The organism is Streptomyces sp. NPDC046977 (assembly GCF_040644455.1).
Classification (GTDB): Bacteria; Actinomycetota; Actinomycetes; order Streptomycetales; family Streptomycetaceae; genus Actinacidiphila.
The window spans coordinates 43,310-57,683 of the sequence record NZ_JBEYWO010000026.1; the positions used below are offsets into that span (position 1 = coordinate 43,310).

The following is a 14,374-nucleotide window of genomic DNA, read 5'->3' on the forward strand; positions in this document are numbered from 1 at the left end:
CCTGTGAAGCTGGATTCGATGTACCAGGAAGTCATCCTGGACCACTACAAGAACCCGCACGGACGGGGCCTGCGCGACGGCGATGTCGAGGTGCACCACGTCAATCCGACGTGCGGCGACGAGATCACGCTGCGTGTACGGCTGGACGGCACGTCCATCCAGGACATCAGCTACGAGGGCCAGGGCTGCTCCATCAGCCAGGCCAGCGCCTCCGTGCTCAACGAACTGCTGGTCGGCCGCCAGGTCGACGAGGCGGTGAAGGTCCAGGAGGTCTTCCTGGAACTGATGCAGTCCAAGGGCAAGCTGGAGCCCGACGACGCGATGGAGGACGTTCTGGAGGACGCGGTCGCGTTCGCCGGCGTCTCCAAGTACCCGGCGCGCGTGAAGTGCGCGCTGCTGAGCTGGATGGCGTGGAAGGACGCCACCGCCCAGGCCCTGGGCGATGGCGCGGCGAAGGAGTCCGCATGAGCGACAACGCAGAGGTCATGACCACGACGCCGGCGAGCGAGGAGGAGATCCGCGAGGCCCTCTACGACGTCGTCGACCCCGAGCTGGGCATCGACGTCGTCAACCTCGGGCTGATCTACGGCATCCACATCGACGACACCAATGTCGTCACCCTCGACATGACGCTCACCTCGGCGGCCTGCCCGCTGACCGACGTCATCGAGGACCAGGCCAAGTCGGCCACCGAGGGCATCGTCAACGACCTCAAGATCAACTGGGTCTGGATGCCGCCGTGGGGTCCCGACAAGATCACTGACGACGGTCGCGAGCAGCTGCGCGCCCTCGGCTTCAACGTCTGACCCTCCCGCCCGCCACTGCGGGCCGCGACTGCGGGACGCCACTCCTCGGAGCGGCGTCCCGCAGTCGTCTGCTCCCCGGCCCGGGCGCCGGGCCGACGGGGGGTCTCCTCAGGGCCGGCTCGCCCGGACCGGCCCCGCCGCCGTGCGTATGTACGGGCGTACACATCGATGTGTACGCTCGTACACATGGCTTACGCATTGCTGGGCGGGGCGATACTCGCCGAAGTGCTCGGGACGACCTCGATGAAGTACAGCGACGGCTTCACCCGGCTGTGGCCCTCGCTCGGCACCGCGGCCGGGTACCTCATCGCCTTCGCGCTGCTCGCGCAGACCCTCAAGACCCTCTCCGTCGGCACCGCCTACGCCATCTGGTCCGGCATCGGCACTGCCGCGATCGCCGCCATCGGCATGGTCTTCCTCGGCGAGGCGGCGACCGCGACCAAGCTGATCGGGGTCGTCCTGGTCATCGCCGGGGTCGTCGTGCTCAACCTGGGCGGCAGCCACTGATGGCCCGCCGCTACGACCCGGAGCGCCGGCAGCGCCTCATCGACGCCGCGATCCGGGTGGTCGGCGAACGCGGTATCGCGGGGCTCAGCCACCGCGCGGTGGCCGCCGAGGCCGATGTGCCGCTCGGCTCGACCACGTACCACTTCGCCACCCTCGACGACCTGCTCGTCGCCGCGCTGCGGCAGTGCAACGAGGCGTTCCTGCGCGAGACGCAGGAGCGCGGGCTGCTCGTGGCGGGCCCGGGCGGCAGCGGCGACCACCACGACCTGGCCGCCGAACTCGCCCGGTTCACCGAGGAGACCGTCACCCGCGACCGCCCGCGGGCCCAGCTGGAGTACGAGCTCTACCTCGCCGCCCTGCGGCACGAGGCACTGCGGCCCGTCGCCGCCGAGTGGGTCGACCTCATGGCGGACCTGCTGTCCGCCCGTACCGACCCCGTCACCGCGCGTGCGCTGGCCGCGCTCGTCGACGGGATGTGCCTCCAGGCCCTGCTCACCGGCCGGGACGTCGACCGCGAGGAGGCGCGCGCGATCTTCGCACGGGTCATCGGCACCGTGGGTCCTCGCCGCTGACCTATACCGGACGCGACCTGATCCGGCACCGCCCCCCGCGGCATTCGCGTCTTCACGTGATCGATTCTTGTAGAGCGTCGATCGGAGGACAGTATGAAACAGGCGATGAAGGACATACCGAAGGTGGTGTGGCTCCTCGCGACCGGGATGTTCTTTGTCGCGGCCGTGAGTTTCACCTTCGTCTACCTCTTCGTCTACCTCACGGGCCCCCGCGGGCTCAGCACCTCCCACGCCGGCCTGATCGCCGGCGCCGGAGGTATCGGCATGGTGGCCGGCAACTTCAGCGGCGGCTGGTTCGGCGACCGCTTCGGCCACCGCCGCACACTGATCACCGGCATGGTCGTGTCCGGTCTCGGCCTCGCCGCGCTGCCCGTGATCCCGACCGGCGCCCTCGCGATCGTCTTCCCGCTCGCCCAGTACGGAACGGGCGTCACCCGCGCCTCCAACTCGGCGCTCATCGCCTTCTCCGTCCCCGAGGGCTCCCGCCGCCAGGGCTTCGCGCTGCTGCGCTTCATGGCCAACCTCGGCGTCACCGTCGGCCCCCCGCTCGGCGCGCTGATCGCCACCACCACCTCGTACGGCTGGCTCTTCGTCGCCGACGGCCTCGGCATGCTCGCGTTCGGCGTCTACGCGCACTTCATCCTGCCCGCCAACGGCAACCACCGGGAGAAGACCCGGCCCCCCGCCGACGCCCCCGGCCTGTGGGCGGCGCTGCGCGCCAGGCCCGCGGTGATCCTGCTGCTCGTCGCGATCCTGGTCGCCGACACGATCTACCGCCAGCAGTACTCCACCCTCCCGGTGTTCCTGTCCGACCACGGCATCGGCACCGGCGTCTACGGCGCCCTCATCGCCATCAACGGCGGCCTGGTCATCCTGTTCGAGCTCCCCGTCACCGTCGCGCTGCGCCGCCGTGCCCCGCTGCCGATCATCGCCGCCGGCATGGTGCTCGTGGGCGCCGGGTTCGGCGTGCTCTCGGCCGGGCGGTGGTACATCGCCGTCGCGGTCGTGATGATGATCCTGCTCACCGTCGGCGACATCCTCTACAAGTCGCCCTCCACCGCGTACGTCGCCGACAACGCCCCCGACCACCTCCAGGGCCGCTTCCAGAGCATGTACGCCGGCGCCTCCATCAGCGGCGTGGTGCTGGCCGCCCCGCTCGGCGGCGTCCTGTACGAGCACGTGCCGGGCGCTTTGTGGCCGCTGTGCGCGGTGCTCGGCATCGCCGCCGGCCTCGTGGTCTTCGCCGCCCACCGGCTGCCGGGCGCGCGGGCCGTCGCCGCGGAGCCGGACGCGGTCACGGCGACGACGCAGTCCTGACGCCGTCGGCCGCCCGGTCCGGATGGCGGGCCGGTTGGGCAGGTGGGGGGAGCAGCGACTAGCGTTCGGGACATGACTGACACGACCGCCACCCCCCGTGCCACCGGTGCCGTTGCCGCGGGCCTCGCCACGATCGCCGACGACGGGACCGTTCTCGACACCTGGTTCCCCGCGCCCGAACTCATGGCGGCGCCCGGCCCCGCGGGGACGGAGCGGCTCAGTGCCGAGCAGGCGGCCGAACTGCTGGGCGCGGCGGCCCCGAAGGCACTCGGACCCGACCCGCGCCGCGGCGTCGAGGTCGTCGCGGTCCGCACGGTGATCGCGTCCACCGACGACAAGCCGCTGGACGCGCACGACGCGTACCTGCGCCTGCACCTGCTCAGCCACCGCCTGGTGACGCCCAACGGCCAGAACCTGGAGGGCATCTTCGGCCTGCTGGCCAACGTCGCGTGGACCTCGCTGGGGCCGGTACCGGCCGGCAACGTCGAGCGCGCCCGCCTCGCCGCCCGCGCGGAGGGACTGCACCTGTCCGTCTACGGTGTCGACAAGTTCCCGCGGATGACCGACTACGTCATCCCCTCCGGCGTCCGGATCGCCGACGCCGACCGCGTCCGCCTCGGCGCGCACCTCGCCTCCGGCACGACGGTCATGCACGAGGGCTTCTGCAACTTCAACGCCGGCACGCTCGGCACCTCCATGGTCGAGGGCCGCATCAGCCAGGGCGTCGTCGTCGGCGACGGCTCCGACATCGGTGGCGGCGCCTCGATCATGGGCACCCTGTCCGGCGGCGGCAAGCAGATCATCTCCATCGGCGAGCGCTGCCTGCTCGGCGCCGAGGCGGGCATCGGCATCTCCCTCGGCGACGACTGCGTCGTCGAGGCCGGCCTCTACATCACCGCGGGCACCCGGGTCACCCTCCCCGACGCCACCATCGTCAAGGCGTCGGAGCTCTCCGGGGCGGACAACCTGCTCTTCCGCCGCAACTCCACGACCGGCACGGTCGAGGTCCTGCAGCGCAAGGGTTCCTGGGGCGGCCTGAACGCGGTGCTGCACAGCCACAACTGACGCCCGCCGGCGGGATCACCGCTCATCGCCGAGTGCCCTCCCGCGGTCCCGGAACAGCCCGGGAGGCACTCGCGAGCCCGCGAGCACTACGCCCCCACGGGCGCCGGCTCGGGCGGCGCGGTCCGGGTACCGGGGATGCGGACGACCGCCTCCGTCCCCCGGACTCCGGCAGGACGCAGCGTCACCGTACCGCCGGCCTGCTGGACGGCCTTCGCGACGATGGCGAGACCCAGTCCACTGCCCGGCAGACTGCGGGCCGACGGCGAGCGCCAGAACCGGTCGAACACATGCGGCAACTCGTTGGCCGGAATGCCCTGCCCCTGGTCGCGCACCGACAGCCGGCCGTCGCTGAGCCGCAGGCTCACGGTGCCGCCCGCGGGCGAGAACTTGACGGCGTTGTCGAGCAGGTTCACCACCGCCCGTTCCAGGGCGGAGGATTCGGACAGTACGTACCATTCCTCCAGCTCGCTGCTGAACTCCAGCCTGCTCCCGCGGGGTCTCACCCGCTCCAGGGCGCGCCCCGCGACCTCGTGCAGGGCCACGACGTGGAGGAAGCTCTCGCCGGGCCTGACGTCGGGCCGCGAGAGCTCCTGCAGGTCGGCGATGAGTGACGCGAGTTCCCCCACTTGGGACTCCACGGAGCGGAGCAGGTCGTCCTCGGCATCCTCCGGAAGCTTCCGGCCCGTCGTACGGCTCCTGATCAGGAGCTGGGTGTTGGCGCGCAGCGACGTGAGCGGGGTACGCAACTCGTGCCCGGCGTCGGCGATCAGCTGCTGCTGGCTGTCGCGCGAGGTGGCCAGAGCCTCGGTCATGTCGTTGAAGCTCTTGGACAGCCGGGCGACCTCGTCGTCACCCTCCACGGGAATGCGCACGGTCAGGTCGTGAGTACGGGCGATGTGCTCCGCGGCATCGGTGAGGTGCTTCACCGGCCGCAGGAAGGCCCGGCTGATGCCGATCCCGGCGGCGGCCGCCGCGACCACCCCGACTCCCGCGAAACCGAGCAGGAAGAGGGCGAGAGTGTCCAGCGGCTCGTCCACGACATCGAGGGACTGCGCCACGGACACCGCGCACAAGCCCGTCAGGTCCTCCGGGGGTGCCGTGGCCGGAACGCGCATCCCCATGAACACCTCGCACAAGCCCGTGAGGCCCGGGGGCGCCGTGGTCAAAACGCGCATCCTCCGCCCGTCCTCGGACACGGCGTTGTGCATCGCGGATTCCAGAGTGCCGCGCGCGACCGCGAGATCACTGGCGTCGATCGCGATCTTCTTGCTGCCGGCGTCGACACACACCCTTCCGTCCGCGGTGACGACCTGGACCACGTAGGGGCTGGGCGCCGCGAAGCGCTGACCGCTGTCCGGCCGGGCGCACTCCTTCAGCAGTTGCCCGACGAACCGGGGCGCCGCCTGCACGTTCCGCAGGTTCGAGTCCAGCTGGCCGGTCAGCTGCTGGCGCGTGATCAGCCAGGACGCCACGGCGACGGCGCTCACGGCGACGGCGACGGCGACGGCGGCGGACAGTCCGAGTCGCAGCCGCAGGGTCAGACGCCGGAATGGGTTCTTCATCTGAGCCGGTCCCCCGTGTTCACTTCATGGCCCGCGGCGCGAGGGCAGGCACCCGGCGCCGTGACAGCCCACCGGGCGGCGCCGGACTACCGGAGTCCCCCGCGCCCGCGGGCGGTGGCGTGCGCCGCCCGCGGGTCCTCCTTCGCGTGGCCAGACCGTACGACGCGAAGATGAGAGCGACCTGAAGGGCCACGCCCGCACCTCCGCTCCCGCGGTGACGCGACGCCAGAGGGTCTCGGCAGGCGTCGGCGCGCAGGGCGCCCGGCAGGGGCCCGGCGTGCCGATTCCCCAGAGGACGGTTGCGGTAACGGCGGGTGACGGACGGGGGAAGCGCACCCAGGGGGCGCGGACGCGTCTAGGCTGGGTCTGCGCGCGAACGCGCCCCCCGGCACACCGCTGTATTGGAGACCCCGTCATGGCCGCTGACCGCCTCGACCTGCCGCCCGTGAGGCTGCTGCCCGAGGACGAGCTGGCGCGGCTCGCGCTCGCCGTGCCGCTGCTGGACCGGGCGGTGCGCCTGGCCCGCTGGTCCGCGCCGCACGTCCTCGTGGACGCCATGGGAGAGCTGGCCACGGAGGACTTCGCGCGGGCGGTGCGCGAGCTGGGCCTGGAGGACGACCCCGACGGCCCCGCGGAGACGGCGCAGGCGTGGGGCGTGGCGGTCGACGCCGGCCTGGTGGACCTGGACATCGAGGATCCGGACGACGACGCCCCCGCCGCGGAGCGCGCGGCGGCGCTGGACGAGCCGGCGGGCCGCGCGGTGCCCGGCGAGGCGCTGCGCGGCGTGGACGACGGGGCCCCGCGGGAGGTGCTGGAACTCTGGCTCACCGCGGTGGAGACGGCGCTGTCCGAGGCGGCGGCGCCCGACCTGGAGAGCCTGATGGACGAGCTCGGCCCCGAGGGCGAGGTCGACCCGGAGACCCTGGACTGGGACCCGGAGGAGGAGGCCGAGTTCCTGGACGGGGCGCTGGCCAACCTCTACCTCTTCGGCGCCATGGAGGACGGCGGCGAGGGGCAGGACGCGGTCCCGCTGCCCGTGCTGGCCGCCTCCCTCGTCGTCCCGGAGGACGTGGAGGAGCCCAGCGACGACCTCCTGGAGGACGTCACCGAGGTGATGATGCGCCTCGACGACCACTTCCGGCTGCTGACCACCACCGGGCTGATCGACTACACGCCGCTGGACGAGGCGCTGATCGAGGAGGCGGAGTCCGAGGAGGAGTCCGTCGCCGCCCCGGCCGCTGCCGACGACCCGCAGGAGATCGGGCCCGAGGAGGTCTCCCGGTACGGCCTGGTGCGGCTGACCCCGCTCGGTGTGTTCGGGGTGCGCGCCCGCATGCTGGAGGCCGGTCTGCAGGCCCCGGCCGCCGGCGACCTGGCGGAGCGCCCGGCGTCCGTCCTGCTGGAGGCGCTGTTCGGGTACCCGGACCACATCGCCCGCCGCGAGGCCGACCACTGGCTCGCCCAGCGCAAGCCGTACGAGGCGGCCCGTGAGCTGCTGGACGCCGCGCGCGGGGAGGACCGCGGCGCGCCCGGCCGCCGTCTGGTGGCCCAGCAGACGCTGAGCCTGCTGGGGGACGAGGCCGAGCCCGCCCTGCGCGAGGTGCTGGCCGACCGCGAACTCGGCGGTCTGGCCCGGGTGTGGCTCACGGAGCGGGACGCGTCGGACGTGCCCGCGCCCGACGAGGACATGATCTTCTGGCTGACCGTCGACACCATCGCCGCCCAGCTCGACGCCGACGACGACCCGGAGTTGCTGCGCGAGCTCGTCACCGACCTGGTGGCCCGGCACGACGGCTTCTTCTCCGCCGCCTGGCGCGTCGACCACCCCGCCACGGCCGACGTCCTGGAGGCGATGGGCCGGCTGCACCCGGACAAGCGCCTGGCCAAGGACGCCCGCAAGGCGGCCTTCAAGGCGCGTTCGTCGGGGACCGCCACGTCCTGATCGCGGGGCGGCGGCCCGAACGCCTCGGGGAATGGGCGACAGGACGTCGCCCGCAGTTCAACTCCCGTTGGCCGCAGGGCGCGAGCGTGAGGTGCGGCAGAGAAGAGACCTTGTGGCCCGAGGAGAGTAACGATGCCGCTCACTCGCAGAGACTTCGCCAGGCGCACTGCCATGACGGGGGCCGGCGTCGCGCTGGCGGGAACCGTCGACGTTCTCGCCACCGCCCCCGGGGCCCTCGCGGCCGGGGCGCCCGCCACCGCCGAGGCGGCCGGGGCGTCCCGGCACCACGGGCACCTGGGCTACGGCGAGCTGGTCCCCGACCCCAAGGGCGTGCTGGCGCTGCCCAAGGGTTTCTCGTACCGGATCATCACCCGTACCGGAGTCACCACCCTGGAGTCCGGCGAGTCCACGCCCTCCAACCACGACGGCACCGCCACCTTCGAGGGCCTGCGCGGCGCCACCCTGCTGGCCAACAACCACGAGCTGGCCGGCGCCCGCGCCGACTGGCCGCACCCGGTGCCGCTGACCGAGGGCCTGGTCTACGACTCCGGCGCCGCGGGCGGCGTGACCATCGTGGAGGTCGCGGCGCACGGCGGCCATGTCGCGGAGTGGGTGGGCGTCGCCGGCACCGCCACCAACTGCGCGGGCGGCAGCACCCCGTGGGGCACCTGGCTGACCTGCGAGGAGACCGAGGACAAGGCCGGCACGCACGGCTTCCTCAAGGACCACGGCTATGTCTTCGAGGTCGATCCGTACGACCGCCGGGCCAACCGCGACCCCAAGCCGGTCAAGGCGCTCGGCCGCTACGCGCACGAGGCGGTCGTCGTCGACCCCAAGCGCGGCCACCTCTTCCTGACCGAGGACGCCTCGAACCCCAACGGCCTGCTGTACCGCTGGACCCCGCCGGCCGGCTTCCACCACGGCCGCGGCAAGCTGCGCGGCCTGCCGGAGACGGCCGGTGTGCTCCAGGCCTTCAAGTGCTTCGACTCCGGCGGCCGGTTCGTCGACGACCTGTCCCGTGCCACGCGGATCGGCACCGTCTACGGCGTGGACTGGGTGGACGTCCCGGACCGCGACGCCAAGGCCACCTCGGTGCGCAAGCAGTTCGCGGCCGGCGCGGTCACCCGCGCCCGCAAGCTGGAGGGCATGTGGTGGGGCGACGGCGGTGTCTACATCGTCTCCTCCTACGCCCGTGAGGAGAGCCCCGGCACCGCGCACGACGGCGCCGTCTGGTTCTTCGACCCCAAGCGCCGCACCCTGACCCTGAAGGTCCTGCTCGGCGTGAACGCCGACCCGTCGGCGGACGGCGCCTTCGACGGCCCGGACAACATCACGGTCTCGCCCTACGGCGGTCTGGTCATCGCCGAGGACGGCGCGGGCGTCCAGCACCTCTTCGGCGCCCTCGGCGACGGCCGCACCTACCCGATCGCCCGCAACGAACTGAACATCGGCACCGAGGAGGCGCCGGAGTACAGCGAGTTCACCGGGGTGACCTTCTCGCCCGACGGCAGGACGCTGTTCGCCAACATCCAGGAGCCGGGCATCATGCTGGCCATCACCGGCCCCTGGCGCCGCCAGGGCCGCGGGGGCGCCTGCTGAGGTCCTGTCGCCCGAGTGGCGCCCGGTGGTCCGCGCACCGCACGGACCACCGGGCGCCCGCGCGGTCAGAGCGCCTGCGCGGCCGGCTTGACCATGCCCTTCACCGTGCGGGAGTCGACGAACTCGCCCATCGCCGTCATCTCCCACTCGCCGGAGAACTGGCGGATGAATTTCGCCATCATCACGCCCGTGCGCGGCTCGCCGCCGGTGAGGTCGAAGCGGACCAGCTCCTCGCCCGTGGTGGCGTCCATCAGCCGGCAGTACGCCTTGGCGACCTGGTTGAACTTCTGGCCGGAGAAGGAGTTCACGGTGAAGACCAGTCCGGTGACCTCCGGCGGCAGCCCGCCGAGGTGGACGGTGATCGCCTCGTCGTCGCCCGCACCCTCGCCGGTGAGGTTGTCCCCGGAGTGCTGGATCGCGCCGTTCAGGATCGTGAGCCGGCCGAAGTAGCAGGACTCGATGTGGTTGCGCTGCGGCCCGTACGCGATGACCGAGGCGTCCAGGTCGATGTCCTTGCCGCGGTAGGCGGGCTCCCAGCCCAGACCCATGCGGACCGTGGCCAGCAGCGGCTTGCCGCCCTTGACCAGGGAAACGGTCTGGTTCTTCTGGAGGTTGACCCGGCCCTTGTCGAGGTTGATCTTGCCGCTGCCGGGTGGGGCGGGGGGCGCCGGCGGCACCGGGGGAGCGGGCGGCTGCGGGGCCATGGACGGCGCCGGGGGCGGGGGCGCCACGGGGGGAGCCGGCGCTGCCTGGGGCGGTGCCTGCGGCGCGGCGGCCGCAGCGGGCTCCTCGTCCACGCTGACGCCGAAGTCGGTGGCGATGCCGGCCAGTCCGTTGGCGTACCCCTGGCCGACCGCGCGGGCCTTCCAGACCCCGTTGCGGCGGTAGATCTCGACCACGACGAGGGCGGTCTCGGTGCTGAGCTGCGGCGGGGTGAACGTGGCGATCACAGCGCCGCTGTCCGCGTCGCGGACCGTGGCGGTGGGCTCGGTGCCCGCGAAGGTCGCCCCCGCGGCGTCGGGGCTCGCCGTCACGACGATCTTCTCGATCTCCGCCGGGACGGCCACGGTGTCGACCGTGATCGCGTCGGGGGAGGCGCCGGCACCGGACCGGTGCGTGACACCGGGGCCTGAGGGCTGGTTGTAGAAGACGAAGTCGTCGTCGGAGCGCACCTTGCCGTTGGCGGCGATCAGCAGGCCCGACACGTCCAGCCGCACGGGCGCGGAGACCTCCACTGCCACGCGCGCTGCGGAGAGCGGCACATTCGAGCCGGGTGTCATTGCGGTCATGCCCGCATAACGATCGTTCCGGGTTTACGGTTCCATTACCGAACGCGGTTTTCCCGTGTCACGCGTCGCGGTCCCCGCCGGGCCTACGCTGGCCGCGTGATCAATGGTGGGCACATCGTCATCCACAGCCGGGACGCGGAGGCGGACCGGGACTTCTTCAGGGACGTGCTGGAGTGGCCGCACGTCGACGCGGGAGGCGGCTGGCTGATCTTCGGGCTTCCGCCGGCCGAACTCGCGGTGCATCCCACGGACGGCCCGGGGACGCAGCAGCTCTACCTGATGTGCGACGACGTCGAGGCGACCGTGGCCGGCCTGGCGGCGAAGGGCGTGGAGTTCACGGGGCCGGTCACCGACGCGCGCTGGGGACGGGTGACCGGGTTCCGGCTGCCGGGCGGCGGCGAGGTGGGGCTGTACGAGCCGTTCCACGAGCGGGCCACCGACGGGTGAGCGCGTCCGGGCGGCGGGATTCCCGCGGCCGGTGCGGTCAGTGCGGCCACATCGGCGGGTGCGTGGTGAAGTGGCCGCCCAGGTGGGCGTGGTCGGGGTTGGCGGGGTCGAGTTCGCCCTGCTCGGCGATGAGCCGCGCCGCGTACGGCTCGGAGTCGTCGCGGGGCTCGTAGCCCAGGGCGCGGGCGCCGGACAGGTCCCACCACAGGCGGGTGTTGGCGGAGCTGCCGTACACGACGGTGTGGCCGACGCCCTCGGCGGTGAGGGCGGCGTGGAAGAGCCGGGCGCCGTCCTCCGGGCTCATCCAGACCGAGAGCATGCGCACGGAGGTCGGTTCGCGGAAGCAGGAGCCGATGCGGACGGAGACCGTCTCCAGTCCGTGCAGGTCCCAGTAGAGCTGGGCGAGGTCCTCGCCGAAGCCCTTGGACAGTCCGTAGAAGGTGTCGGGGCGGCGCGGGGTGTCGACCGGGATGAGGGGGTCGTCCCCGACCGGGCGGGGGGTGAAGCCGACGGCGTGGTTGCTGGAGGCGAAGACGACCCGCCGGACGCCCTCCTCGCGGGCGGCCTCGTAGAGGTGGTACGTGCCCTCGATGTTGGCCCGCAGGATCTTCTCGAAGGAGGACTCCAGGGAGATGGCCGCGAGGTGGACGATCGCGTCGACGCCGCGTACGGCCTCGCGCAGGGCCTTCCGGTCGGCGAGATCGGCGATGATGGCCTCGGGCGCGCCTTCGACGGGTGCGACGTCGAAGAGGCGCAGGTCGTAGCCGTGGGCGGGGAGCAGTTCGCGCATCAGGGTGCCCAGGCCGCCCGCGGCGCCGGTGAGCAGGATCGTGCGGGGAGCGGGCATGCGCGGGTCTCCTCGGTCGTGTGGTCCACGTCCATGGACGTCATTCATAAGCATGGACACGCTAGAGAGCCCCTGTGGAAGCGTCAAGAGTCCACCACCAGCGGCTCTCTTCCTTGACCCCTCTATATGTGCTGCTTTAGCGTAAACGCGTTCATGAATATGGACGTGGATCAGATGAGCGCACAGTCGCTGCCAGCCTGCAGGGAGAACGCGATGACCGAAGCCGTCTCACTCGCCGAGCGCCTCGACGGACTGCTGTTCTTTCCCGTGACGCCCTTCGCGCCGGACGGAGCCGTGGACCTGGAGGCCTTCCGCGCGCATGTGCGCGCGGGGATCGAGGCGGGCGCGGGGGCGGTGTTCGCCTGCTGCGGCACCGGGGAGTTCCACGCGCTGACTCCCGAGGAATTCCGGGACTGCGTCGCCGCCGCCGTCGAGGAGAGCGCGGGCCGCGTGCCCGTCGTGGCGGGCGCCGGCTACGGCACCGCCCTGGCCCTGCGGTTCGCCCGGCTCGCCGAGCAGGCGGGCGCCGACGGACTGCTCGCCATGCCCCCCTACCTCGTCGTCGCCGACCAGGCCGGACTGCTGCGGCACTACGCCGCCCTGGCCGCCGGCACCTCCCTGGACGTCATCGTCTACCAGCGCGACAACGCGGTGTTCACCCCGGCCACCGTCACCGAACTCGCCCGCATCCCGCGGATCATCGGCCTCAAGGACGGCGTGGGCGACCTCGACCTGATGCAGCGCATCGTCAGCGCCGTCCGCAGCTCCGTGCCGGACCGCGACTTCCGCTACTTCAACGGCCTGCCCACCGCCGAACTCACCGGACTCGCCTACCGGGGCATCGGCGTCACGCTCTACTCCTCCGCCGTCTTCTGCTTCGCCCCCGAGATCGCCCTCGCCTTCCACCGGGCCCTGACCACCGGCGACGACGCCACCGTGCAGCGGCTCCTCGACGGCTTCTACCGGCCCCTGGTCGAGCTGCGGCAGCAGGGCCGCGGCTACGCCGTCTCCCTGGTCAAGGCGGGCGTACGGCTGCGCGGTCTGGACGTGGGCGAGGTGCGGCCGCCGCTGTCCGAGCCGGCCCCGGCGCACGTGAAGGAACTGGCCGAGCTCATCGACCGCGGACTCGCCCTGCTGGGCGAGGACTGACCGCCCGCGCACGGCAGCCCCGGACCTCCAGCCAACCCCGCGCCAAGGGAGCCGAGTTGAGAGCCTCCACGTTCGTCTACCCCTGGGACGTCGTCGGCGACCCGGACGCCGCCGAGCGCCTGGCCGCGCTCGGCGTCCAGCAGGTCACCCTCGCCTCCGCCTACCACTCCACGCGGGCCCTCACCCCGCGCCACCCCGCCCGGCGCGTCGTCACCGCCCGGCACGCCGCCGTCCTCTACCCACCCGACCCGGGGCACTGGGCCGGGCGGGCGCTGCGGCCGTACACCCAGGACTGGGCGGGCGCCGCCGACGCCTACGCCGAGGCGGCCGCCGCCCTGCGGGCCGCCGGTCTCGCCGTGCACTCCTGGGTCGTCCTGGCGCACAACTCCCGTCTGGGGGACGAGCATCCGCGGGTGAGCGTGCGCAACGCGTACGGCGACCGCTACCCCTGGGCGCCGTGCATCGCCCAGCCGGACGTACGCGACTACGTGGTCGCGCTCGCCGCGGAGGCCGCCGTCCGCCCCGGCACGGGGACGGAGGGCACCGAACTGGAGTCCTGCGGCTGGTACGGCTTCGCGCATCTGCACGCCCACGACAAGACCGGCGGCATACCGCTGCCCGGGGCCGCGCAGTACCTGATGTCCCTGTGCTTCTGCACCGCGTGCGAGGCCGGTTACGCGGGCCTCGGCGCCGACACCGCCGAGCTGCGGGCGGCCGTGCGCGGCGCGATGGCACCGGTCTGGGCGGGGGAGTGGACGCCGGGCCCCGACGAGTGGGCCGACGTCGCAGGACTGCTGGGCCCGGACCTGGCGGCGCTCACCCTGGCCTGGCGCGGCGCGGTCGCCCGGGACGTCCAGCAGGCCGCCGTAGCGGCGGTCCGGGCGGCCGCGGCGCCCGGCTTCCAGGTGCTGCTGCACGCCGACCCCCACCCGCACCGCTGCGGCGCGAACGCGGGCGTGGACCCCGCGCACGTACTGGCCCACGCCGACGGTCTCGTGCTCCCCGCCACCGGGCTCCTCGCGGCCTGCGTGCCGCACGCTCGGCCCGGCACCGTGCTGGCCGCCAACTTCCCCGTGGTCGCGGGCATGGGCGGCAGCCCGCGCACCCTGGCCGCGGACGCCGCCCGGGCCGCGGCCGCCGGGGCGACGGAACTGCGCCTGTACCACGCCGGCCTCGCCTCCGCGGGCGACCTGGCACTGGTCCGGACCGCCCTCGCGACGACGGCCTGAACGCGTGCGGACCGCGGTGCGGGTCCGGGTCGTGGGCCGGGAC

General features: G+C 72.9%; 14 protein-coding genes. 11 read left to right on the top strand and 3 right to left on the bottom strand.

Going from position 1 to position 14,374, the window contains the following annotated elements:
* Positions 1-3 precede the first annotated feature (3 nt).
* The 6 genes from sufU to dapD all read left to right on the top strand — a co-directional run bounded on the left by sufU (position 4) and on the right by dapD (position 4,267).
* A complete protein-coding gene (sufU, locus tag ABZ883_RS31685; protein WP_360912250.1) occupies positions 4-468 on the top strand; it encodes a Fe-S cluster assembly sulfur transfer protein SufU in 465 nt (154 codons plus the stop codon).
* The gene (locus ABZ883_RS31690; protein ID WP_360912253.1) at positions 465-806 is read left to right on the top strand and encodes a metal-sulfur cluster assembly factor; all 342 of its coding nucleotides are present in this window, start codon (positions 465-467) and stop codon (positions 804-806) included. Before sufU ends, ABZ883_RS31690 begins: the two co-directional genes overlap by 4 nt.
* A gap of 186 nt (positions 807-992) precedes the next feature.
* Positions 993-1,313, top strand: coding sequence for a multidrug efflux SMR transporter (locus ABZ883_RS31695; RefSeq protein ID WP_360912255.1), 321 nt, complete (start codon positions 993-995; stop codon positions 1,311-1,313).
* Positions 1,313-1,885: a TetR family transcriptional regulator gene (locus tag ABZ883_RS31700; protein WP_360912257.1), complete on the top strand. Its 573-nt coding sequence runs from the start codon at positions 1,313-1,315 to the stop codon at positions 1,883-1,885. The genes ABZ883_RS31695 and ABZ883_RS31700 overlap by 1 nt, the downstream gene beginning before the upstream one ends.
* A 105-nt stretch (positions 1,886-1,990) precedes the next feature.
* Positions 1,991-3,202 carry an MFS transporter gene (locus ABZ883_RS31705; protein ID WP_360912259.1) on the top strand — a complete coding sequence of 404 codons (1,212 nt, stop codon included), beginning with the start codon at positions 1,991-1,993 and terminating at the stop codon, positions 3,200-3,202.
* A 72-nt stretch (positions 3,203-3,274) separates the two neighbouring features.
* Positions 3,275-4,267 carry a 2,3,4,5-tetrahydropyridine-2,6-dicarboxylate N-succinyltransferase gene (gene dapD / locus ABZ883_RS31710; RefSeq protein WP_360912261.1) on the top strand — a complete coding sequence of 331 codons (993 nt, stop codon included), beginning with the start codon at positions 3,275-3,277 and terminating at the stop codon, positions 4,265-4,267.
* An 86-nt stretch (positions 4,268-4,353) separates the two neighbouring features.
* Here the strand turns inward: dapD and ABZ883_RS31715 are convergent, their stop codons facing one another.
* Positions 4,354-5,829, bottom strand: a complete 1,476-nt coding sequence (locus ABZ883_RS31715; RefSeq protein WP_360912264.1) for a HAMP domain-containing sensor histidine kinase — start codon at positions 5,827-5,829, stop codon at positions 4,354-4,356.
* 415 nt (positions 5,830-6,244) lie between these two features.
* Between ABZ883_RS31715 and ABZ883_RS31720 the strand changes: the two genes are divergently transcribed.
* Positions 6,245-7,771: a hypothetical protein gene (locus tag ABZ883_RS31720; protein ID WP_360912266.1), complete on the top strand. Its 1,527-nt coding sequence runs from the start codon at positions 6,245-6,247 to the stop codon at positions 7,769-7,771.
* 132 nt (positions 7,772-7,903) lie between these two features.
* Positions 7,904-9,370: an alkaline phosphatase PhoX gene (locus ABZ883_RS31725; RefSeq protein WP_360912269.1), complete on the top strand. Its 1,467-nt coding sequence runs from the start codon at positions 7,904-7,906 to the stop codon at positions 9,368-9,370.
* 65 nt (positions 9,371-9,435) lie between these two features.
* On the opposite strand, the gene ABZ883_RS31730 is transcribed toward ABZ883_RS31725, so the two are convergent.
* A complete protein-coding gene (locus ABZ883_RS31730) occupies positions 9,436-10,650 on the bottom strand; it encodes a TerD family protein (protein WP_360912444.1) in 1,215 nt (404 codons plus the stop codon).
* 105 nt (positions 10,651-10,755) lie between these two features.
* Between ABZ883_RS31730 and ABZ883_RS31735 the strand changes: the two genes are divergently transcribed.
* On the top strand, positions 10,756-11,106 hold the full coding sequence (locus ABZ883_RS31735; protein ID WP_360912271.1) for a VOC family protein: 351 nt from the start codon (positions 10,756-10,758) through the stop codon (positions 11,104-11,106).
* Between the two features lie 37 nt (positions 11,107-11,143).
* Here ABZ883_RS31735 and ABZ883_RS31740 read toward each other — a convergent pair whose 3' ends face one another.
* The gene (locus tag ABZ883_RS31740; RefSeq protein ID WP_360912273.1) at positions 11,144-11,953 is read right to left on the bottom strand and encodes an NAD(P)-dependent oxidoreductase; all 810 of its coding nucleotides are present in this window, start codon (positions 11,951-11,953) and stop codon (positions 11,144-11,146) included.
* A 213-nt stretch (positions 11,954-12,166) separates the two neighbouring features.
* On the opposite strand from ABZ883_RS31740, the gene ABZ883_RS31745 reads away from it, so the two are divergent.
* Both ABZ883_RS31745 and ABZ883_RS31750 read left to right on the top strand, forming a co-directional pair.
* Positions 12,167-13,102, top strand: coding sequence for a 5-dehydro-4-deoxyglucarate dehydratase (locus tag ABZ883_RS31745; RefSeq protein ID WP_360912276.1), 936 nt, complete (start codon positions 12,167-12,169; stop codon positions 13,100-13,102).
* A gap of 56 nt (positions 13,103-13,158) precedes the next feature.
* The gene (locus tag ABZ883_RS31750; RefSeq protein WP_360912279.1) at positions 13,159-14,331 is read left to right on the top strand and encodes a hypothetical protein; all 1,173 of its coding nucleotides are present in this window, start codon (positions 13,159-13,161) and stop codon (positions 14,329-14,331) included.
* The last annotated feature ends 43 nt before the right edge of the window (positions 14,332-14,374 follow it).

What these genes read in the sequence shown, in the direction of transcription:
- ABZ883_RS31690 (WP_360912253.1), top strand. Translation starts at nt 465, where the DNA reads ATGAGCGACAACGCAGAGGTCATGACCACGACGCCGGCGAGCGAGGAG.
- ABZ883_RS31695 (WP_360912255.1), top strand. Translation starts at nt 993, where the DNA reads ATGGCTTACGCATTGCTGGGCGGGGCGATACTCGCCGAAGTGCTCGGG.
- ABZ883_RS31700 (WP_360912257.1), top strand. Translation starts at nt 1,313, where the DNA reads ATGGCCCGCCGCTACGACCCGGAGCGCCGGCAGCGCCTCATCGACGCC.
- ABZ883_RS31705 (WP_360912259.1), top strand. Translation starts at nt 1,991, where the DNA reads ATGAAGGACATACCGAAGGTGGTGTGGCTCCTCGCGACCGGGATGTTC.
- dapD (WP_360912261.1), top strand. Translation starts at nt 3,275, where the DNA reads ATGACTGACACGACCGCCACCCCCCGTGCCACCGGTGCCGTTGCCGCG.
- ABZ883_RS31715 (WP_360912264.1), bottom strand. Translation starts at nt 5,829, where the DNA reads ATGAAGAACCCATTCCGGCGTCTGACCCTGCGGCTGCGACTCGGACTG.
- ABZ883_RS31720 (WP_360912266.1), top strand. Translation starts at nt 6,245, where the DNA reads ATGGCCGCTGACCGCCTCGACCTGCCGCCCGTGAGGCTGCTGCCCGAG.
- ABZ883_RS31725 (WP_360912269.1), top strand. Translation starts at nt 7,904, where the DNA reads ATGCCGCTCACTCGCAGAGACTTCGCCAGGCGCACTGCCATGACGGGG.
- ABZ883_RS31730 (WP_360912444.1), bottom strand. Translation starts at nt 10,650, where the DNA reads ATGACACCCGGCTCGAATGTGCCGCTCTCCGCAGCGCGCGTGGCAGTG.
- ABZ883_RS31740 (WP_360912273.1), bottom strand. Translation starts at nt 11,953, where the DNA reads ATGCCCGCTCCCCGCACGATCCTGCTCACCGGCGCCGCGGGCGGCCTG.
- ABZ883_RS31745 (WP_360912276.1), top strand. Translation starts at nt 12,167, where the DNA reads ATGACCGAAGCCGTCTCACTCGCCGAGCGCCTCGACGGACTGCTGTTC.